Below are 19492 nucleotides of genomic sequence, written 5' to 3'. Positions count from 1 at the left end.
CAGCAAACTCAGTGGCGCGAGGCGACGTGTCCGCCGGTTCGGATGGTGTGAGCGGTGCAGGTGCTTCAGGTTCAACTGGAGGTCGGGGCCGATCCCGCGGAGGTGGGGCGGGCCCGCAGATGGGCGCGGCAGCGGCTCGCCGGCTCGGGCGTGGATCCCGACGAGCCGGCCGCCGAGACGATGATCCTGCTCGTCTCCGAGCTGGTGACCAATGCCGTGGTGCACACCGGCCGTCCGGCCGTGCTCCGGATGGTGCTGCCCTGTGCCGGGGGAGCGTGTCCGGGCACCGTGCGGGTGGAAGTCGCCGACTCCAGCACCCGGCCGCCCGCGCCCCGGCACGCCCGGGGCGAGGAGACGGGCGGCCGCGGGCTCGAACTCGTCGACGGCCTCGCCGACCGCTGGGGCTGGCGGCCCGAGGGCGCGGGCAAGGCCATCTGGTGCGAGATCGACCGATGTCCCTCCGGCGCGGGGGCCGGCTGGTCGGCCGGGGCCTCCGGGCCGGGTGCGCTCCGGCCGAGTGCTTCCGTGAGCGCCTGAAGATTGTGCGCATAAACCGTAAATACCCGTACGGCTGTTGACGTGTTGTGTCCGTTTGGTCACGCTTGTGGATGGCGCATCGCCGCGAGGGGACGTCGAGGGCCCTTGTGACGGGGGCCCTCGGCGGATCCGCCTGCGGCCCGGGGTCAGAGGACCGCCACCGGGGCCACCGGGGTGCCCGTCGCGCCCGCGAAGGGCTCCGGCATCGCCGAGAGCAGGAAGCTGTGGCGGCCCAGCTCTCCACAGGCTGTGGACAGAGCTTCCAGATTCCAGTTCTGGCCCTGGAGCATGCCCATCTCGACCAGGTCGAGCGCGTGCACCGGCAGCCACAGGTCCTCGATCTCCGGCGGGAAGATCTCGAAGGTCAGGGTGTCGTTGGCGACCGCCGCCACGTCGTGCGCGTGGAACCACTCGGGGGTGCGCACCGACAGGCCGGGTGAGGGGTAGCCGTACCCGTGCCTGTCGCCCGCCAGATACACCTGGAGCTGGCCCGTGCGGACCAGCACGATGTCGCCCGCGCGCACCTCCACCCGGCCGAACTCGGCGGCCTCGTCCAGGTCCTGGGGGGTGACCGCGTGGTCGCCGGGGAGCCGGTCCACCCCCTTGGCGGCCGCCACGTCGAGCAGCACGCCGCGCGAGACGAGGTACGGGATCTTGTCGATCCCGGCGAACGCGGCGCCGCCGTGCGCGGTGACGGTCCCCGCCGGGCGGCCGTTGTAGAGGCGGCCCGAGTGCGAGACGTGGGTGAGGGCGTCCCAGTGCGTGGCCGCCTGGAGCCCCATGGTCACCGCGTCGTCGCTGCACGCCACCGTGCCGGGGCCGAAGATCTCCTGGTTGATCTGCACCATCGCGTGCAGCGGATTGATCCGGCCGGGGATCAGCCCCGTCTGGACCCCGTCCTCCTTCAGCGGCAGCGCCAGCGGCACCCGGCGGCCCGTGCGGACCTCGGCGGCGGCCGCGCGGACCACCTCGTCGGTGACGAGGTTGAGGGTGCCGATCTCGTCGGCCTCTCCCCAACGCCCCCAGTTGTTCACGCGTTTGGCGATGTCGTGGAACTCGGCGGGCAGGGGCATCGGGTCCTCCCGAGTGTTGTGTTCCAGGTCTTGTGCCGGCCTGTCCGACCGGTCGTAGAATCCGAGCGCAAGCAAAATCTAACGGGTCGTCAGAAACCGCGGGAAGGGGCCGGCATGGGGAACTTCTTGGCAGGCAAGGTCGTCGCCGTGACGGGGGCGGGGCGCGGCATCGGACGCGCCGTGGCCCTCGCGTGCGCCGCCGAGGGCGCCCGGGTCGTCGTGAACGACTACGGGGTCTCGGTCGAGGGCGGCGAACCCACCTCCGAGGTGGCGCTCGGCGTGGTCAAGGAGATCGAGGCGGCCGGCGGGGAGGCCGTCGCCGTCGCCGACGACGTGTCGACCATGGCCGGCGGGCAGCGCGTCGTGGACGCCGCCGTCGAGACGTTCGGGCGGCTCGACGGGGTGGTGTGCGTCGCCGGGATCCTGCGCGAGCGGATGCTGTTCAACATGTCCGAGGAGGAGTGGGACCCCGTCGTCGCCACCCACCTGAAGGGCACCTTCACCGTGTTCCGGGCCGCCTCCGCCGTCATGCGCGCGCAGGGCACGGGCACCCTCGTCGGCTTCACCAGCGGCAACCACCAGGGGTCCGTCGCCCAGGCCAACTACAGCTCCGCCAAGGGCGGCATCATCTCGCTGGTGCGCAGCGCCGCGCTCGGCCTGCACAAGTACGGGGTGACCGCCAACGCGGTGGCGCCCGTCGCCCGGACCCGCATGTCGGCCAACGTGCCCATGACGCTGAAGGAGATCGGGGAGCCCGAGGACGTCGCCGCGTTCGTCGTCTACCTGCTCAGCGACCGGGCCCGCGAGGAGGGGATCACCGGCCAGGTGTACACCGTGGCCGGGCCGAAGATCGCCGTGTGGGCGCAGCCGCGCGAACTGCGCGCCGGATACGCCGAGGGCGGCTCCTGGACGCCGGAGCGGATCGCCGACTTCCTGCCGGGCGCCGTCGGCACCGACCCGATGCCGCTGCTCGCCCAGCTCCAGGAGATGGCACGGGCGGCCGCCGCCAAGGAACGGCCCAACCAGTAGCGGACGGGGGTGACGGGGCGTGGAGTTCGGGTTCGGGCACGAGGACGAGACCTTCCGGGGCGAGGCGCGGGCCTGGCTGGGCGAGCACATCCGGGCCCGTCCCGGGCTCGCCGGGCGCGGCGGCCCCGGCAGCGAGCACGAGGCGGCCGCCGAACGGCGCGCCTGGGAGCGGGAACTGGGCGCCGCGGGCTGGATCGGGCTCGGCTGGCGGCGGGGCGGCTACGGCAACCGGGTCGCGACCCTCACCCAGCAGGTGGTGTGGGCCGAGGAGTACGCCCGGGTGCGGGCCCCGGGCCGCTACGGGCACATCGGCGAGAACCTGCTCGCCCCCACCCTGCTCGCGCACGGCACCGAGGAGCAGCGCCGCCGCTTCCTGCCGCCCGTCGCGCGCGGCGAGGAGCTGTGGTGCCAGGGGTACAGCGAACCCGGCGCGGGCTCCGACCTGGCCTCGCTGCGCACCCGCGCCGCGCGGGACGGCGACGGACGGTGGCGGGTGAGCGGGCAGAAGGTGTGGACGTCCCTCGCCCACCAGGCCGACTGGTGCTTCGTCCTCGCCAGGACCCGGCCGGACTCGCGCCGCCACCACGGCCTGTCCTTCCTGCTGGTCCCGATGGACCAGCCGGGCCGCGTCGACGTACGGCCCATCCAGCAGCTCACCGGCACCAGCGAGTTCAACGAGGTCTTCTTCGACGGGGCCGTCGCCGCCGACCTGGTGGGCGGCGAGGGCGACGGCTGGCGGGTCGCCATGGGGCTGCTCGGCTTCGAACGCGGCGTGTCCACCCTGGCCCAGCAGATCGGATTCCAGGAGGAGCTGGCCGCCGTCGTACGCGACGCGGTCGCCTCCGGCGCGGTGCGGGACCCGGTGCTCGCGGACCGGATCGTGCGGCTCTGGGCCGAGCTGCGCACCATGCGGTGGAACGCGCTGCGCACCCTCGGCGGCGCCGAGGACGCGGGCGCCCCCAGCGTCGCCAAGCTGCTGTGGGGCGGCTGGCACCAGCGGCTCGGCGAGCTGGCCCTGCGGGTGCGGGGGGCCGCCGCGACCGCCGGGCCGCGCGACTGGACGCCCGGCGCGCCGTACGCACTCGACGAACAGCAGCGGCTGTTCCTGTTCAGCCGGGCCGACACCGTCTACGGCGGCTCGGACGAGATCCAGCGCACGATCATCGCCGAGCGCGTGCTCGGCCTGCCCAGGGAGGCGTTGTGAGGGGTGTGGTGTTCGACGGCCGGGAGACCGTCGTGGTCGACGACCTGGAGGTACGGGACCCGGGGCCCGGCGAGGTGCTGGTGGCCGTCGCCGCGGCCGGGCTGTGCCACAGCGACCTGTCGGTGATCGACGGGACCATCCCGTTCCCGCGGCCGGTCGTGCTCGGGCACGAGGGCGCGGGCGTGGTGGAGGCGGTGGGGGCCGGGGTGACGCATGTGGCGCCGGGCGATCACGTCTCGCTGTCCACCCTCGCCAACTGCGGCACCTGCGCCGAGTGCGACCGGGGCCGGCCGACCATGTGCCGGCGGGCCATCGGCAGGCCGCAGCAGCCGTTCTCGCGGGGCGGCGAGCCGCTCTACCAGTTCGCGTCGAACTCGGCGTTCGCCGAACGGACCGTGGTCAAGGCCGTCCAGGCGGTCAAGATCCCGGCGGGGATCCCGCTGACGTCCGCCGCGCTGATCGGCTGCGGGGTGCTGACCGGGGTCGGCGCCGTCCTCAACCGGGCGCGGGTCGACCGCGGCGACTCCGTCGTCGTCATCGGCACCGGCGGGGTCGGGCTCAACGTCCTCCAGGGCGCCCGGATCGCGGGCGCGCTGCGGATCGTCGCCGTCGACTCCAACCCGGCGAAGGAGGAGGTGGCCCGGCGGTTCGGCGCCACCGACTTCCTGAGCGACGCGGCGGCGGTGCGCGCGGTGCTGCCCGACGGCGCCGACCACGTCTTCGAGTGCGTGGGGCGGGTGGAGCTGGTGCGCGCCGCCATCGACCTGCTCGACCGGCACGGGCAGGCCGTGCTGCTCGGGATGCCCGCCGCCGACGCCGAGGCGTCGTTCGTGCCGGCCGCGCTGTTCCTGGACAAGTCCGTCCTCGGCTGCCGGTACGGTTCGTCGCGGCCGCAGCGCGACATCCGCCTCTACGCCGATCTGTACGCCGAAGGCCGGCTGCTGCTCGACGAGTTGGTGACGCAGACCTACCCGGTGGAGGACTTCGGCAAGGCGGTCGCCGACGCCGAGGCGGGGCGGGTGGCCCGGGGGGTGCTGACGTTCTGACGGGGCGGCGCCGGGGTGCCGCACCGGGGTGCTGCCGCGGGTGGTGTTGGTGGGTGGTGCCGGTGGCGTGGCCCGGGTGCGTCACCGGGGCGGCGGGTGCGTGGCCGGGGTGGCGGGTGCGTGGCCGGGGTGGCGGCTGCGTCACCGGGGCGGCGGGTGCGTGGCCCAGGTGGTCGTGGGCGGAGCCGGTCGTCGCCGGGTCAGGCCGTCGCGCGGAAGGTGCGGCGGTAGGTGGTGGGGGTCACGCCCAGCGCCGACTGGAGGTGCTGGCGCATGGACTGGGCCGTGCCGAAGCCCGCCGCGGCGGCCACCTGGTCGATGGACAGCGACGAGGTCTCCAGCAGGTGGCGGGCCCGCTCCACGCGCTGCCGGGTGAGCCACTGGCCGGGGCTGACCCCGGCCTCCTCCCGGAAGCGCCGGGTGAAGGTGCGCACCGACATGGCCTCCTGCCCGGCCATGTCCCGCAGCTGGATCGGCTCGTGGAGATGGGCGAGCGCCCAGGCGCGGGCGGCCACGGTGGTCGCCGCGTGCGGCTCGGGCACCGGCCGTTCGATGTACTGGGCCTGCCCGCCGTCCCGGTGCGGAGGGACGACGGTGCGCCGGGCCACGTCGTTGGCGACGGCCGCGCCGTGGTCGCGGCGCACGATGTGCAGGCACAGGTCGATGCCGGCCGCGACGCCCGCCGAGGTGAGGACGTCGCCGTCGTCGATGAACAGCACCTCGGGATCGACCCGCACCGCGGGGAACATCCGCTGGAAGGCGTCGGCGTGCGCCCAGTGCGTGGTCGCGGGCCGCCCGTCGAGCAGCCCCGCGGCGGCCAGCACCCAGCTGCCGGTGCAGATGGACACCAGCCGGGTCCCGGGCCTGACGCGGGCCAGCGCGGCGGCCAGCTCGGGGGTCAGCCGTCCCTCCTCGTGCACCGGGCCCAGCGCGTGGGAGGCGGGGACCAGCACGGTGTCCGCCGTCGCCAGCGCCTCGGGTCCGTGCTCGACCAGGACGGAGAAGTCCGCGTCGGTCCTGACGGGCCCGGGCGCCCGGACGCCGCAGGTCAGCACCTCGTACAGCTCCTCGCCCGACGCGCCGCGCGCGCGGCCGAAGATCCGCTGCGGGATGCCGAGTTCGAAGGGGATCACCCCGTCGAGGGCGAGCACGACGACGCGGTGCCGGGGGGCGCTGGTGGGCGGCGGGACGGTCATGGCCCGATCCTAGCGAATGCTGTCGTCCGGGCCACTGGTCCGGCCGGAACCGGTGGCCGAGGCTGTTGGCCGTGACGACGACGCAGACCTCCGAACCCACCGGCGCCCCCCTCGGGGCCACCGCCGGACGGCCGGGGCCCCGCTGGGCCTGGGCCGCCGCCGCGGTCACCTTCGTGACGATCATCGGCGCCGCCGCCTTCGCCTCGCTGCCCGGCCTGCTCATCGAGCCGCTGCACGCCGGGTTCGACTGGTCGCGCGGCACGATCGGCTTCGCCGTGTCCGTGAACCTCGCGCTGTACGGGCTGACGGCGCCGTTCGCCGCCGCGCTCATGGACCGCTTCGGCATCCGCAAGGTCGTCGCCGTCGCGCTGAGCGTCATATCCCTGGGCTCGCTGCTGACCGTGTGGATGACGGCGGCCTGGCAACTGGTCCTGTTCTGGGGGGTGCTGGTGGGCCTGGGCAGCGGGTCGATGGCGCTCGCCTTCGCCGCCACCGTCACCAACCGGTGGTTCGTCGCCCGGCGCGGACTGGTCACCGGGATCCTCACCGCCGCCGGGGCCTCGGGCCAGCTGGTCTTCCTGCCGCTGCTGTCCTGGATCGTGGAGAAGCACGACTGGCGGCCCGCCGCCGTCACCGTCGCGCTCGCGGCGCTCGCCGTCGTGCCGTTCGTGTGGCTGCTGCTGCGCGACCACCCGGCCGACGTGGGGGTGATGCCGTACGGGTCCGAGGTGTTCGTGCCCAAGCCGGCGCCGGTGGCGGGGGCCGCCGGGCGGGCCGTCGGGGTGCTCCTCAAGGCGGTGCGGACCGGGCCGTTCTGGCTGCTCGCCGGGACCTTCGCGATCTGTGGGGCCTCCACGAACGGGCTGGTCAAGACGCACTTCGTGCCCGCCGCGCACGATCACGGGATGCCGGTGACCGCGGCCGCGTCGCTGCTCGCCGTGATCGGGGTGTTCGACGTCGTCGGCACGATCGCCTCCGGCTGGTTCACGGACCGGTTCGAGGCGCGGCGGCTGCTCGCCGTCTACTACGCCCTGCGCGGCGTCTCGCTCGTCTTCCTGCCGATGCTGCTCGCGCCGTCCGTCCATCCGCCGATGCTGTTCTTCATCGTCTTCTACGGGCTCGACTGGGTCGCCACGGTGCCGCCCACCATCGCGCTGTGCCGGGAGCACTACGGGGAGGACAGCGCGATCGTGTTCGGCTGGGTCCTCGCCTCGCACCAGGTGGGGGCGGCCGTGGTGGCGTTCCTGGGCGGGGTGGCGCGGGATGTCTTCGGGGCGTACGACGTGGTCTGGTACGCGTCCGGGGCGTTGTGCGCTGCCGCTGCTCTGATGTCTCTGGTGATCCGGCGAAAGGGCCTGCGGCCGGGTCGGGCTGCTGCGGTGTGAGGGGGCGCGAACGCGTGCGGGCCTCCCGCCCCGGCGGACCTGTCATGGGTTCATGGCCCGCCGGGTGGCTGCCGGCGTCATCGGGCGGATCCGTGACCAGCGGTCGGCAAGAACTTCCGCGGCCACGACACCGGCAGGAAGATCAACGGCCGCGAGCGGCAGCCAAGCAAGCGCTGTTCCGGCTGCGGCTGATGCCCCCCCGAGATCACCATCGTCGAACCCTCCCACGCTGATCACCTGGGCTGCGATCATCTGTGGATGAACCTGGTGAGGGAACTGGCTGCTCTGGCGAGGACGGGGCAGCTGGGGGCACTGCACCCTGGTGCGCGGCTGGCTGATGTGGCAGCCGCGTACGGGGATCTTGTGGACACGGGGCGGGTCCACAAGAAGCGGCGTTGGCCGCACTGGTTCTGCTGCGGCAGCGTCCAGATGGTCTTCTGCCGCTGCCGGATGCTGCACTCCATGAGCATTCCGGTCTGGCAGGGAGAGGCGGAGCTCGCGGTCCCCGGCTCCGGCGGACCGCGTTCCGTCCCCTCGCGGATCACCGAGTCCGAGTTGGTCGCCGCGTTCGGCGACGAGGGCTGCCACTGGGAGGCCATCGCATACGAGCGACTGGCTGACCAGCGGACCTTGCAGACCTCACCGGCGGAGGATGTGCGGGTGAGCTTCACATTCACGGACCGGGAGAGTTACGACGCGCCGCCCGGCGACGACTGGATCCTGAGCAAGGTCAACGTGTGGGGCCTGTCGCATCGAGAGTGCCCGGAACCGGACCGGAACCTGCCCGACGACGGTTACGGCATCTGATTGACGCCCTGCCCGGTCGAAGGGGAGTCGTACGTCTCCCCAAGCGCGTGGCCGCAGAGGGTACTCGGCGAAGCCCCGGCCCGGTGGTCGCAGCACATCTGCGCCGGGGGCCGTTGGCGGGGTGCTGCGGCGGGCGGGCTTCGCCGAGAGAGGTGGTCAGCTGTTCTCGAGGGTGGGGTAGTCGGTGTAGCCGGCGGCGTCGCCGCCGTACGCCTTGCTCATGTCGGCTTCCGCGAGGGGGGCGCCGGTGGCGAGGCGGTGGGGCAGGTCGGGGTTGGCCATGAAGAGCTGGCCGAAGGAGAGGATGTCGGCCGCTCCGTCTTCGATGAGGGCAAGCTGCTCGGCTCCGGTGCGCGAGTTGGGGGTGACCGGGTTGAGCATGAAGACGCCGCTCCACTGCTTTCGCAGGACGGGAGTGAGGTCGGGGGCCATGGTCTCCATGACGTGGAGGTAGGCCAGGCCCAGCGGGTTGATCGCGTCCAGCAGGAGCGGGTAGGTCTCGGTGAAGTCGTCTTCGACGATGTCGTTGAAGGGGTTGGCGGGGGAGATGCGCAGTGCGGTCCGGCCGGCTCCGATGGCGGCGGCGACCGCCTCGACGACCGCGGTGGTGAAGCGGATGCGGTTGTGGGCGGTGCCGCCCCACTCGTCGGTGCGGGTGTTGGCGTTGGTGGACATGAACTGCTGGAGGAGATAGCCGTTGGCGCCGTGGATCTCCACGCCGTCGAATCCGGCGTCGAGGGCGTTGCGCGCCGCGGTGACGAAGTCCTCGATGGTCTGCTCGATGTCGGGCACGGTCATCTCGACCGGCACGACGAAGTCCTTCATGCCCTCGGGGGTGAAGGTCTGTCCGGCGGCCCGGACGGCGGAGGGGCCGGTCGGGGTGAGGGGGGTGTCGTAGTTGGCCGGGTGGCCGATGCGGCCGGTGTGCATGAGCTGGGCGAAGATCACGCCGCCCTTGGCGTGGACGGCGTCGGTGACCTGGCGCCATGCCTGGACCTGGGTGTCGTTGTGCAGGCCGGGGGTGAAGGGGTAGCCCTGGCCGATGACGTTGGGCTGGGTGCCCTCGGTGACGATCAGGCCGGCGCCAGCGCGCTGGGCGTAGTACTCGGCCGCCATGGGAGAGGGGCTGCGGTCGGGGCCGTAGGCGCGGCTGCGGGTCATCGGAGCCATCGCGATGCGGTTCTTCAGCTCCACGGAGCCGATCTTGATGGGGTCGAAAGCTGTGGTCATGGTGGTGATGTCCTTCGAGGGAGACGGGTCGCTCCCGTACCGCTCCAGCACGGGGCGCAAAATTCTGTACGTCGTCGTACAGAACCTCGCTCGGTAGAACTGTACGACATCGTTCACTATTCCCGGGGGTGCCGCCGCCCTGCCCGCGGCGGCCGTAAGGTGATTCCGTGACTTCCGTTGATTCCGCCCCTCCTGGTGAGGCGTCCGTGTCGGCTGGTTCGCCGAAGCGGGGCCGGGCCCGCGAGAACGCGATCCTGGCCGTGGCGCTGGATCTGGTGGCGGAGGTCGGCTTCGAAGCGCTGACGGTGGACGCTGTGGCGGCCCGTGCCCGGGCGTCGAAGGCGACGATCTACGGGAAGTGGAAGACCAAGGACGAGATGGTCGCCGAGGCGCTGCGCCGGCAGTCGGAAGGGCGCGCGGTTCTCGTCCCCGACACCGGCAGCCTGCGCCAGGACCTGCTGGCCACCACCCTGGAGATGGCCGCCGCCCTGCGCGGCAAGAACGGGGTGTCGCTGGTCAGCCTGGTGGAGGCCGTCCGCGACCACCGGGACCTGCGCGACGCGGCCCGGGGGCAGATGGTGCGCGCGAGCATGGACGTCGGTACGGCCATCGCGGAGCAGGCCGCGCGGCGCGGGGAACTGCGGCAGGGGGCGGATGTCCCCGCGTGCCTGCGCCTGGCCATGGGGCAGCTGCTGTTCGACGCTCTCCTGAACGGCCTCGTACCCGACAGTGAGGCGGCGGAGCGCCTCGTCGACAGCGTCCTGCTCCCCCTGCTCGCAAACCGGCAGGGCGAGACCGCGGGCTGACCGCAGGGCCCTGCCGCTCCCGTGACGCGCGGGCGCACGGCATGGACGGATGATGTCGTCCCCCAGGGCATCGAGCGCGTCGTCGTCCCCATCGGCCCAGCCGGACCGGACGAGGTTCGTTTTCGACGGGCTGGACTTGCCCTTGGACCAGTCGCGCGTCGTGCGGTCGCAGTGGGGGCCGGCCGTGCGGTTCCCCGCGCCCCGGTGGGGCTTCTCGCGCAGTTCCTCGCGCCCCTGAGGCGTGCGCTGCGCGCGGCCTTTCCTTCCTCGGGCCGGGTGGTTCGTCGTCTGGGGGTTGGTGGGGCTTCTCGCGCAGTTCCTCGCGCCCCTGAGGCGTGCGCTGCGCGCGGCCTTTCCTTCCCTGGGCCGGGTGGTTCGTCGTCTGGGGGTTGGTGGGGCTTCTCGCGCAGTTCCTCGCGCCCCTGAGGCGTGCGCTGCGCGCGGCCTCTCCTTCCCCGGGCCGGTTGGTTCGTCGTCTGGGGGTTGGTGGGGCTTCTCGCGCAGTTCCTCGCGCCCCTGAGGCGTGCGCTGCGTGCGGCCTCCCCGTGGGGCTTCTCGGTTCGTGTGTCTTTCCCTGGGGGCGGGGCGGTGGCGCGCCTCTTTGGATCTTTGGATGAGATGGCGCACGCAGTGCGCATCTCAGGGGCGCGGGGAACTGCGCGACCAGCCCCCACCGGGCCGCGGACGAAGTGCTACCCAGGGGAACTGCGTGAGGCCGGGTCAGTCTTCCAGGGTCGCGAAGTGGCCTCTGTGGAAGAGGAGGGGGGAGACCGGGGTGGGTGGGGTGCCCAGGGCTGTGATGCGGCCCACCACGATCAGGTGGTCGCCACCGGTGTGCACGGCGTGGACGGCGCAGTCGATCCAGGCCGCACCCCCCTCGACCCGAGGCGCCCCGGACACCGGCGCCGGACTGTGGTCCACCCCCGCGAACTTGTCGGCCCCGCTCACCGCGAACCCCCGGCACAGCTCGCTCTGCCCGGCCCCGAGGACGTTCACGCAGAAGGCGCCCGCGCGGGCGATCCGGGGCCAGGTCGTCGACGTACGGGCCACCATGAACGCCACCAGCGGCGGATCCAGGGAGAGCGAGGCGAAGGACTGACAGGCGAAACCGGCCGGACCGTCGGGGCCCGCCGCCGTGATCACGGTCACCCCGCTCGCGAAGGTGCCGAGCACCCGGCGGAACTCGCCCGGATCCACCGGCGCCCGCTCGTCGTCGCCGACGGCGCGCAGGTCCGGACGGGGCAGCGCCTCCACGGGCCCGGCGGAGGTGGGGGAGCCGACGGACCTGAGGTACCGGACGACCGTGGCCGCCATTCCTGCGTGTCCCATCATGACCCCATTGAAGCTGACGACCCGTCAGATAGGAAGGGCCGTGCCGGAGAGGCAAGAGATTCCGGATTCAATCAACAGTCTGTTTATCCTCGGCGGAACCCCCCGACCTGCCCGGAGTACCCGAGTGACCACCCCGCCACCCCGCCCGCACCCGCTGCACGCCCTGCGCGCCACCACCTTCGCGATCGGCGCCCTGCTGCTCCTGGCCGGGGTCGGGGTCCTGCTCCACCAGCCCCTCCTGATCCCCCCGCTCGCGGCCAGCGCCGCCCTGGTGCACGGCGCCCCGGGGCTGCCGATCTCGCAGCCGCGCAACCTCGTCGGCGGTCAGCTCCTCGCCGCCTGCGTGGGCTTCGCCACCCACGCGGTGACCGGCGCCACCACCTGGGGAGCGGCCGTCGCGGCCGGGCTCTCGCTGGGCGCGATGATGCTGACCCGCCTCTCGCACTCCCCGGCCGCCGCGACCGCCGTGATCGTGGTGCTCCAGGGGCCGTCCCCGTGGCCGTTCCTGCCGCTGCTCGCGCTCGCCGCGGTGCTGCTCGTGGCCATCGGGATGCTGCCGGGGCGCATCGGCGGGCACGCGGTCCGCTATCCGCTGGCCTGGTGACGCCTACCTGCCCTCGTACGTGGGCGGGCGCCGCCGCACGAAGGCCGCCACGCCCTCCTGCGCGTCCCGCGTCGTCATGTTGATCTCCTGCGCGGCCGCCTCCGCCGCGAAGGCGGTCGCGCGGTCGCTGTCCAGGGAGGCGTTCACGAGCTGCTTGGTGAGGGCGAGGGCGCGGGTAGGCCCGGTGGCCAGCCGCTCGGCCCACTCGCGGGCCGTCCGCGCCAGGTCGCCGTCCGGGACGACCCGGTTGACGAGGCCGAGCGCCCGGGCGTCGGCGGCCGACACCGCGTCGCCGAAGAACATCAGCTCCTTGGCGCGCTGGGGGCCGATCAGGCGGGGCAGCAGATAGGCCCCGCCGCCGTCCGGGACCAGGCCGCGGCGGGCGAACACCTCGATGAAACGGGCCGACTCCGCCGCCAGCACCAGGTCGCAGGCCAGGGCGAGGTGGGCGCCGAGGCCGGCCGCGGTGCCGTTGACGGCGGCGATCACCGGTTTCTCGCAGTCGAGGACCGCGGCGATCAGGCGCTGGGCGCCCTGCCGGATGGTGCGGGCCACGTCGCCGGGGATCCGGTCGGGGGACGGCGGGGGGCCGCCCCGGAGGTCGGCGCCCGCGCAGAAGCCCTTGCCGGTGGCGGTGACGACGACGGCGCGCAGGGCGGGGGTGGCGGTGGCTTCCTGGAGGAGGGCGATGATGCGTTCGCGCTGGTCCCAGGTGACCGCGTTCATGGCCTCCGGCCGGTTGAGGGTGATCCACGCGACGCCGTTCTCGACGTGGTGGCGTACGTGCTCGTCGAGCGGGACGTCCGTCATGCGCGATCCCTTCCCGGGGTGCCCCTGACTCGGGGTCATCGGCAGACGGCCAGGGCGTCCAGGGCCACCGCCCCCTGGCCGCGGGGGAGGACCATCAGGGGGTTGATGTCCAGCTCGGAGAGGGTGGTGCCGAGTTCCAGGGCCATGCGCTGGACCCGGAGGACGACCTCCACCAGGGCGTCGGTGTCGGCCGCGGGCGCGCCCCGGACACCGTCCAGCAGCGCCCGCCCCCGTAACCCGTCGAGCGCCGCCCTGGCCTGCTCCTCGCCGAACGGCGGGACCAGCACCGCGGCATCCCGCAACACCTCCACCAGCACCCCGCCGAGCCCCACCGTCACGGTCGGCCCGAACAGGTCGTCGTGGGTGACGCCGACGACCATCTCCACGCCCCGCTCGACCATCTGGCAGACGAGCACCCCGTCCAGGTCGATGCCCTCGTAGCGGGCGATGTCGGTCAGCTCCCGGTAGACGTCCCGCACCTGGCTGGCCGACGTCAGGCCGACCTTGACCAGGCCCAGCTCCGACTTGTGGGCGAGCTGCGGCGCCGACGCCTTCATGACGACCGGGTAGCCGACGAGGGAGGCGGCGCGGACGGCCGCGGCGGCGCTGGTCACCAACTGCTCGCGCGGCACCCGGATCCCGTACGCGCGCAGCAGCTGCTTCGCCGCGTGCTCGCTGAGCTGGTGTCCGGGCCGCATCAGGTTCTGCGCCTTGCGGAAGGACGGCGACGGCCCGCGCGGCGCGTCCTCGAACGGGGAGCGGTAGGCGGCCGTGAAGCGGTGGTGGGCGAGATAGGCGCGGACGGCGCCGACGCAGTTGCCGAAGGTGCGGAAGGTCGCCACCCGCGACGACCCGAGCAGCGTCTCCCGGTACGCCGCCTCGGTGCCCACCGGCGACCCCCACACCACGCAGATCAGCTTGTCGGTGCGCTCGGCCGCGTCGACGAGGTCCCGCGCGAGCTTGTCGCTCATGGGCGGGAACGGGCCGGTGATCGGGCAGATCAGCACCCCCACCGACGGGTCGTCGAGGATCGCGTCGATGATCTTCGGCCCGCGCCAGTCGCCGACCGGGTGCCCGCCGTTGTCGACGGGGTTGGCGACGTTCAGGTAGTCCGGGATCCACTGGTGCAGCTCGGCCTGCTTGGCGGCGCCGAGGGTGGGCAGGGTGAGCCCGGCCGCTGTCGCCAGGTCGGAGAAGTGGGCGCCGGTGCCGCCGGAGATGGAGTACACGGCGACGCCGTCGGCCTTCGGCGGCCTGGCCCGCGCCAACAGGGCCGAGGTGTCCTGGAGTTCGTCGAGCCCGTCGACCCGGATCACCCCGAACTGGCGCATGGCCGCGTCCACGACGGCGTCCGACCCCGTCAGCTTCCCGGTGTGGGAGGCGGCGGTGCGGGCGCCCGTCTCGGTCCTGCCCACCTTCACGGCGACGACCGGCACGCCCTCGCGCGCGGCCCGGTCCGCGGCGAGCAGGAAGGAGCGGCCGTCCTTCAGCCCCTCCACGTAGCAGGCGATGGCGCCGACCTCGGGCCGCTGGGCGAAGTACGAGATGAAGTCGGCGGTCTCCAGGTCGGCCTCGTTGCCCGTGGGCGCCCAGTGCGAGAGCCGGACGCCCAGCTCCTGGAGGGTGAAGACGGGCCGGCCCTGGTGGCCGGACTGGGTGATCAGCGCGATCGCCGGTCCGTCGAGGTCGTCGCGGAACCGCTCGAAGGCGTTGAGGTTGGTGTTGGGGCCCAGCAGGCGCAGGCCGGAGCGGTCCACGGCCGCCGCGAGACGGGCCTGCGCGGCGGCGCCCCGCTCGCCGGTCTCGGCGAACCCGGAGGCGAAGGCGACCGCGAACCGCACCTTCGTGTCGGCCAGTTGCTCGATGACGGGGACCGGGTCGGCGATCAGCAGTACCGCGAGGTCGACCTGCTCCGGCAGGTCGGCGACCGACGCCGCGCAGGGCAGCCCGAAGACGGACGCGCGGGTCGGGTGCACCGGGTACAGCCGGGCGCCGACCCGCTCGGCCCAGGCCATCAGCTGCCGGGTGATTCCGGTGCGGGGGCGCCCCTCGGCGTCCGAGGCGCCGACGACGGCGACGGACTCGGGCCGGAAGAACCGGTCCAGGTCCACCACGTCGGCGTGCAACGGGCGCCCGCTGACGTCCACTTCGTCGGTACCGGCCCGGCCGTGCACGGCGGGGCCGGGCTGCTCTCCGCAGGCGATGACGCGGGCCCGGCGGGAGTCGGTGGTCAGAGTGCCGTACGTCGATCCAAGCATCGCTCCGCCCGCTCCTCCTGTGTGACAGCAACGACTGAGGCCTGAGGTTCCGGGCCTAACTGACGCACTGTCAGATTACTGAACTGACGCTCCGTCAGGAACAGGGCTGCACGCAAAGGCTGAGCGAGGGGCGGACGGGCCACGGGGTCCGGGGTTCTCTTCCCGGTGGGCGGGGCGTTCAGTGCGGTGCCGGGGAAGTCCCTACCGGAGCTTCACTTCTCGCCCTCCCACACGAACCCGTCCAGGTCGGTGAAGGAGCCGCCGGTGCCGCCGAGGACGACGTGGTGCGCGCCCGCGCCGTCGTCGGTGACCCCGAGGTCCTTGGCCAGGCCGCGGCGCTTGTAGAGCGCCAGCTTGACGACGCCGGTGCCGGTGCCGGTGCCGGTGGCGGTCTCGGTCCCGGTGCCGGTGCCGGTCCCGGCGGCCGTGCCGGGGGTGAACTCCGCGTACTTGCCGCCGAAGCTCTTGGCCACGCGCAGGCCCTGCCCGACGTAGAACTCCTTGGTGGCCTTCACGTCGTCGACGCCCAGCAGCAGCACGAACTCGTCGATCTCGCGGGTGGCCGGGCCGGTGTCCTTCTTCGCGGAGGTCGCGATCTTCCAGAAGGTGCCGTCGGGCGCCCGGACCACACCGCCGTAGCCCCACAGGGACTTCGTGGCGGGCTTGATCACGGTGGCTCCGGCGTCCACGGCGGCGCCGAAGAAGGCGTCGACGGTGGCGGGTCCGGACACCGTGAGCGCCAGGGTGAAGCCGCGGAAGCCGTCGGCGGGCGGCGCCGCGGCGGCCCGGACGCGGACGTGCGCGTCCACGCCGAAGGCGCGGTGGAAGGCGGCGGTCGCCTCGGGGTCCGCCACTTCGAGGGTGACGGACGCGAGGGACACGGGGGCGGTGGTGGAAGCGGTGGTTGCCATGTCCTGCACGCTAGGCCCGGCACGGCGGCCACCGCTTCTCGAATCCTGACCGGTTCGCGGCGCCGCCTGCGGCGCGCCCGCCACCTCCGGCCCGGCGGCGCCTACAGCGCGGCCGTCACCTCCCTGGCCACCCGCTCGCCGGAGCGCACCGCGCCGTCCATGTACCCGCACCAGTACGCCGACGTCTCCGTGCCCGCCCAGTGGATGCCGTCCACGGGCGTGCGCAGCGCCGCGCCGTACTGGGTGAGCACGCCGGGCGGCGCGTACGCGACCGGGCCGCCGCGCGAGAAGCCCTCGTTGTCCCAGCGCTGGAGGACGAAGGCGGTGGGGTGGGCGGCCTTCTCGCCGAAGTACGTCACGTAGTCCTTCAGGACCGCCGCCCGCACGTCGGCCTCGGACGCGGCGTCGTTCGCCCGCATCCGGTCCGCCTCGATGAAGCCCATCAGCGCGCCGTAGGAGCCGTCGGGCGGCGAGTTGTCGAAGGAGGAGCGCACGGTGCCGGCGTCGCTGACGACCTGCCCGTTCAGTCCGTCCGCCCGCCAGAACGGGGTGTCGTACACCGCGATCGCCTTGCCGATCGAGCCCATGGGCAGCCGCTGGGCGAGCTGGTCGCGGGCGGCGGGCAGCAGCGGGTCGAAGTCGATGCGGGCCGCGAGCGGCGGCGGCACGGCGACCACCACGCGGCTCGCGGTGACCGTGACGCCGTCGGCCGTCACCGTGTACCGGCCGTTCGCGGAGCGGGCGATCCGGCGGACGGGGGCGGAGAGCCGGACGCCGTCGCCCAGGCGCGCCGCCAGCTTCAGCGGCACCTGCTGCGAGCCGCCCACGAAACGGGTGGCCTGCGCGCCGCCCGCCGTCTCCGTGAGGCGTTCCAGGGTGCCGGGCGTCGACTCGTTGCCCGCGCTGGCGATGTAGAACAGGACGTAGAGCAGGGAGAGTTCGCGCGGCTGCGCCGAGAAGACCGAGGTGCAGGCCACTTCGAGGAGGAAGCGGGCCGACGGGATCACCGCGTTGGCGCGCAGCCAGGTCTCGAAGGTCTGGCGGTCCCACTCCTCGGCCTTCGGCGCGGTCCAGGGCGCCTCGACCGGGACCTTCTTCGCCATGTCGTCGAGCAGGGCCTGCACGGCGGCGGCGTTGGCGAGGCCCGCCGCGTCGATGGGCGGGACGGAGCCGAGGAGGCCGTCGGTGGCGTACGGGGTGCGCCTGCCGTCCTTGTACAGGACGTTCTTGCCCGTGTTGTACGTCGGGAACGTCTCGACGCCGAGGTCCGTGGCGAGCGCCCGGATCCGGTCCTGGGTGGGGCCGATGAACTCGCCGCCGCCCTCGGTGGTGCCGCCGTTCGGCAGCCGCAGATTGACGACCCGGCCGCCGACGCGGTCGCGCGCCTCCAGGACCAGGACCTGTCGGCCGGCCGCCGTCAGGTCGCGGGCGGCGGTGAGGCCCGCGAGGCCGGCGCCGACGATCACCACGTCCACGTCCGTGGTCGCGTCCTTGGTCGCGTCCTGGGTGTCGGCCGCGCGGGCCGTGGCGGTCGTCGCCGTGGCGGTGGCCAGGAGGGTGGTGGCCGTGGCGCCGCCGAGGAGGGCGCGGCGGGTCACGCTCCCCTGGGGTGCGGGGGGCTGGGGTGCGGTGTCCTGGGGTGCGGTGAGCTGGTGTCTTACGCGGGGCATTGCGTGGTACTCCGTCTCGCTCGTGGTGGACAGTCCTTCGGCTGCGGGCCGGTGGCCGCTTCTCGCGCAGTTCCCTGCGCCCCTGAGGCGTGCGCTGCGCGCCGCCTTCCCTTCCTGGGGGCGGTTGGTTCGTTGCCTGCGGGTTGGTGGGGCTTCTCGCGCAGTTCCCCGCGCCCCCGAGGCGTGCGCTGCGCGCCGCCTTCCTCGTGCGGTGGCCGGTGGGGGCTTCGGCTGCGGGCCGGTGGCCGCTTCTCGCGCAGTTCCCCGCGCCCCCGAGGCGTGCGCTGCGCGCGGCCTCCCCCCGTGCGGTGGCCGGTGGTCTCCTCTCGCGCAGCCCTGCGCGCGGCCTTTCCAGGGGGGCTCCTGTGGTGTGGGGGCGGTCAGGGGTGTTTGGCGACCGCCCGGCCGATGCGGTCGGCGTCGCGGGCCATTTCGCGGAACATGCCGGAGATCGGGTTCGTGTAGCCCTGGAAGTACAGGCCGGGCAGCGGGTGCGGGGTCCGGGGGCGGCCCGTGGCCGGCTCCAGCACGCCGTCGAGGTGGCCGACCAGGCCTTCGAGACCCTGGCGGTAGCCGGTCGCCGCGATCACCGCGTCGGGGGTGAGCCGGGTGCCGTCGGCGAGGACCACCGCGTCGCCGTCGAACGACGCGACCGCGGCGACCGGTTCGACCGCCCCGCGCCGGACGGCGTCGATGAGCCCGACGTCCTGCACCGGGATCGACCCCTCGCGCACCCGCGCGTACAGGCCGGTGTCCGGGCGCGGCAGGCCCTGCGCGGAGAGATCGGGCACGCTCAGCCTGCCGAGCGGCACGGCCAGCCGGTCCACCAGGGCCACCGGCAGGCGGCGGCAGAGGATGCCGGTGAGCTGGGCGGGCCAGCCCAGCGTGGAGCGGCGCACGATGTGCGGGGCGGTGCGCACGGCGAGCCGGACCCGGGCGGCGCCGCCCTCGGCCAGGTCGACGGCGATCTCCGCGCCGGTGTTGCCGACGCCGACGACGAGGACGTCCTGGCCGGCGTAGGGGGCCGGGGCCCGGTACCCGCTGGCGTGCAGGAGCCGGCCGGAGTACGTGGACCGGCCGGGCCAGTCGGGCAGCTTCGGGGTGTGGTTGTAGCCGGTGGCGACGACGACGGCGGGCGCCGTCAGCTCGCGGCCGCCGGTGGCCCGCAGCTGCCAGCCGGCGCCGTCGGCGGCGCGCTCCACGCGCGTCACCTCGACGCCGGTCACCACCTCCAGGTCGTGGAACTCGGCGTACTTCTCCAGGTACCGCACGACGTCGTCGCGGGCGACCCAGCGGCCGAAGCGGCGCGGGATGGGCAGGCCGGGCAGCGCGGACAGGCGCCGCGTGGTGTGCAGGTGGAGCCGGTCGTAGTGGGCGCGCCAGGAGGCCCCCACCCGGTCCGACTTCTCCAGCACGACGGCGCGCACGCCGTGTGCCTTCAGGCTCGCGGCCGCGGCCAGGCCGCCGGGGCCGCCGCCGATGACGTACACCGGCGGGCGCTCGTGGCTGCGGGCCGGCGTGGGGTGGGCGTCGGTCATGAGCGGGAGCGTAATCCGGGTTCCGTTTGATGGGGCCCGGTCAAAGAGGAAACCGG

Annotated in this window: 18 protein-coding genes; 8 read left to right on the top strand and 10 right to left on the bottom strand. The window is 73.7% G+C overall.

Annotation, left to right across the window (positions count from 1 at the left end):
• Positions 1-54 precede the first annotated feature (54 nt).
• Complete coding sequence (locus ACIP5K_RS04510) at positions 55-537, top strand: ATP-binding protein (protein WP_401404824.1); 483 nt, start codon at positions 55-57, stop codon at positions 535-537.
• 146 nt (positions 538-683) lie between these two features.
• On the opposite strand, the gene ACIP5K_RS04505 is transcribed toward ACIP5K_RS04510, so the two are convergent.
• The gene (locus tag ACIP5K_RS04505) at positions 684-1610 is read right to left on the bottom strand and encodes a cyclase family protein (RefSeq protein ID WP_401404822.1); all 927 of its coding nucleotides are present in this window, start codon (positions 1608-1610) and stop codon (positions 684-686) included.
• A gap of 114 nt (positions 1611-1724) precedes the next feature.
• Between ACIP5K_RS04505 and ACIP5K_RS04500 the strand changes: the two genes are divergently transcribed.
• The 3 genes from ACIP5K_RS04500 to ACIP5K_RS04490 are packed head-to-tail and all read left to right on the top strand — an operon-like array spanning position 1725 to position 4889.
• Entirely contained in the window at positions 1725-2639 is a 915-nt protein-coding gene (locus ACIP5K_RS04500; protein WP_401404820.1) for an SDR family oxidoreductase, read from the top strand.
• Positions 2640-2658: 19 nt separating this feature from the next.
• Positions 2659-3843 carry an acyl-CoA dehydrogenase family protein gene (locus ACIP5K_RS04495; RefSeq protein ID WP_401404818.1) on the top strand — a complete coding sequence of 395 codons (1185 nt, stop codon included), beginning with the start codon at positions 2659-2661 and terminating at the stop codon, positions 3841-3843.
• A complete protein-coding gene (locus ACIP5K_RS04490) occupies positions 3840-4889 on the top strand; it encodes a Zn-dependent alcohol dehydrogenase (RefSeq protein ID WP_401404816.1) in 1050 nt (349 codons plus the stop codon). Before ACIP5K_RS04495 ends, ACIP5K_RS04490 begins: the two co-directional genes overlap by 4 nt.
• 200 nt (positions 4890-5089) lie before the next feature.
• Here the strand turns inward: ACIP5K_RS04490 and ACIP5K_RS04485 are convergent, their stop codons facing one another.
• A complete protein-coding gene (locus tag ACIP5K_RS04485; protein ID WP_401404814.1) occupies positions 5090-6085 on the bottom strand; it encodes a GlxA family transcriptional regulator in 996 nt (331 codons plus the stop codon).
• Between the two features lie 71 nt (positions 6086-6156).
• Between ACIP5K_RS04485 and ACIP5K_RS04480 the strand changes: the two genes are divergently transcribed.
• Entirely contained in the window at positions 6157-7470 is a 1314-nt protein-coding gene (locus tag ACIP5K_RS04480; protein WP_401404812.1) for an MFS transporter, read from the top strand.
• Between the two features lie 42 nt (positions 7471-7512).
• On the opposite strand, the gene ACIP5K_RS04475 is transcribed toward ACIP5K_RS04480, so the two are convergent.
• Positions 7513-7722: a hypothetical protein gene (locus tag ACIP5K_RS04475; RefSeq protein WP_401404811.1), complete on the bottom strand. Its 210-nt coding sequence runs from the start codon at positions 7720-7722 to the stop codon at positions 7513-7515.
• A 6-nt stretch (positions 7723-7728) separates the two neighbouring features.
• On the opposite strand from ACIP5K_RS04475, the gene ACIP5K_RS04470 reads away from it, so the two are divergent.
• Positions 7729-8277 carry a hypothetical protein gene (locus ACIP5K_RS04470; RefSeq protein ID WP_401404809.1) on the top strand — a complete coding sequence of 183 codons (549 nt, stop codon included), beginning with the start codon at positions 7729-7731 and terminating at the stop codon, positions 8275-8277.
• 156 nt (positions 8278-8433) lie between these two features.
• Here ACIP5K_RS04470 and ACIP5K_RS04465 read toward each other — a convergent pair whose 3' ends face one another.
• Positions 8434-9507, bottom strand: coding sequence for an alkene reductase (locus tag ACIP5K_RS04465; protein WP_401404807.1), 1074 nt, complete (start codon positions 9505-9507; stop codon positions 8434-8436).
• A 167-nt stretch (positions 9508-9674) separates the two neighbouring features.
• Here ACIP5K_RS04465 and ACIP5K_RS04460 point away from each other — a divergent pair, with 167 nt between their 5' ends.
• Entirely contained in the window at positions 9675-10313 is a 639-nt protein-coding gene (locus ACIP5K_RS04460; RefSeq protein ID WP_401404805.1) for a TetR-like C-terminal domain-containing protein, read from the top strand.
• A 720-nt stretch (positions 10314-11033) separates the two neighbouring features.
• On the opposite strand, the gene ACIP5K_RS04455 is transcribed toward ACIP5K_RS04460, so the two are convergent.
• Positions 11034-11642, bottom strand: coding sequence for a flavin reductase family protein (locus tag ACIP5K_RS04455; RefSeq protein WP_401405275.1), 609 nt, complete (start codon positions 11640-11642; stop codon positions 11034-11036).
• A gap of 127 nt (positions 11643-11769) precedes the next feature.
• Here ACIP5K_RS04455 and ACIP5K_RS04450 point away from each other — a divergent pair, with 127 nt between their 5' ends.
• Positions 11770-12249 carry an HPP family protein gene (locus ACIP5K_RS04450; RefSeq protein WP_401404803.1) on the top strand — a complete coding sequence of 160 codons (480 nt, stop codon included), beginning with the start codon at positions 11770-11772 and terminating at the stop codon, positions 12247-12249.
• A gap of 3 nt (positions 12250-12252) precedes the next feature.
• Here ACIP5K_RS04450 and ACIP5K_RS04445 read toward each other — a convergent pair whose 3' ends face one another.
• From ACIP5K_RS04445 to ACIP5K_RS04425, 5 genes are all read right to left on the bottom strand, one after another.
• A complete protein-coding gene (locus ACIP5K_RS04445) occupies positions 12253-13059 on the bottom strand; it encodes an enoyl-CoA hydratase/isomerase family protein (RefSeq protein WP_401404801.1) in 807 nt (268 codons plus the stop codon).
• A gap of 35 nt (positions 13060-13094) precedes the next feature.
• Positions 13095-15317 carry an acetate--CoA ligase family protein gene (locus ACIP5K_RS04440; RefSeq protein ID WP_401404799.1) on the bottom strand — a complete coding sequence of 741 codons (2223 nt, stop codon included), beginning with the start codon at positions 15315-15317 and terminating at the stop codon, positions 13095-13097.
• Between the two features lie 212 nt (positions 15318-15529).
• Positions 15530-16228 (bottom strand): glyoxalase, encoded by a 699-nt coding sequence (locus tag ACIP5K_RS04435; protein ID WP_401404797.1) that lies wholly within the window; start codon positions 16226-16228, stop codon positions 15530-15532.
• A gap of 101 nt (positions 16229-16329) precedes the next feature.
• Positions 16330-17898, bottom strand: coding sequence for a flavin monoamine oxidase family protein (locus ACIP5K_RS04430; protein WP_401404795.1), 1569 nt, complete (start codon positions 17896-17898; stop codon positions 16330-16332).
• 380 nt (positions 17899-18278) lie between these two features.
• Positions 18279-19436 carry a flavin-containing monooxygenase gene (locus ACIP5K_RS04425; protein ID WP_401404793.1) on the bottom strand — a complete coding sequence of 386 codons (1158 nt, stop codon included), beginning with the start codon at positions 19434-19436 and terminating at the stop codon, positions 18279-18281.
• Between the last annotated feature and the right edge of the window lie 56 nt (positions 19437-19492).

The organism is Streptomyces sp. NPDC088785 (assembly GCF_044750685.1).
Classification (GTDB): domain Bacteria; phylum Actinomycetota; class Actinomycetes; order Streptomycetales; family Streptomycetaceae; genus Streptomyces.
This window is presented reverse-complemented; position numbering and strand designations above follow the sequence as displayed.

Coding starts and splice junctions, on each gene's coding strand:
- ACIP5K_RS04505 (WP_401404822.1), bottom strand. CDS start 1,610: ATGCCCCTGCCCGCCGAGTTCCACGACATCGCCAAACGCGTGAACAAC.
- ACIP5K_RS04500 (WP_401404820.1), top strand. CDS start 1,725: ATGGGGAACTTCTTGGCAGGCAAGGTCGTCGCCGTGACGGGGGCGGGG.
- ACIP5K_RS04485 (WP_401404814.1), bottom strand. CDS start 6,085: ATGACCGTCCCGCCGCCCACCAGCGCCCCCCGGCACCGCGTCGTCGTG.
- ACIP5K_RS04475 (WP_401404811.1), bottom strand. CDS start 7,722: ATGATCGCAGCCCAGGTGATCAGCGTGGGAGGGTTCGACGATGGTGAT.
- ACIP5K_RS04470 (WP_401404809.1), top strand. CDS start 7,729: ATGAACCTGGTGAGGGAACTGGCTGCTCTGGCGAGGACGGGGCAGCTG.
- ACIP5K_RS04465 (WP_401404807.1), bottom strand. CDS start 9,507: ATGACCACAGCTTTCGACCCCATCAAGATCGGCTCCGTGGAGCTGAAG.
- ACIP5K_RS04455 (WP_401405275.1), bottom strand. CDS start 11,642: ATGGGACACGCAGGAATGGCGGCCACGGTCGTCCGGTACCTCAGGTCC.
- ACIP5K_RS04445 (WP_401404801.1), bottom strand. CDS start 13,059: ATGACGGACGTCCCGCTCGACGAGCACGTACGCCACCACGTCGAGAAC.
- ACIP5K_RS04440 (WP_401404799.1), bottom strand. CDS start 15,317: ATGCTTGGATCGACGTACGGCACTCTGACCACCGACTCCCGCCGGGCC.
- ACIP5K_RS04435 (WP_401404797.1), bottom strand. CDS start 16,228: ATGGCAACCACCGCTTCCACCACCGCCCCCGTGTCCCTCGCGTCCGTC.
- ACIP5K_RS04430 (WP_401404795.1), bottom strand. CDS start 17,898: ATGCCCCGCGTAAGACACCAGCTCACCGCACCCCAGGACACCGCACCC.
- ACIP5K_RS04425 (WP_401404793.1), bottom strand. CDS start 19,436: ATGACCGACGCCCACCCCACGCCGGCCCGCAGCCACGAGCGCCCGCCG.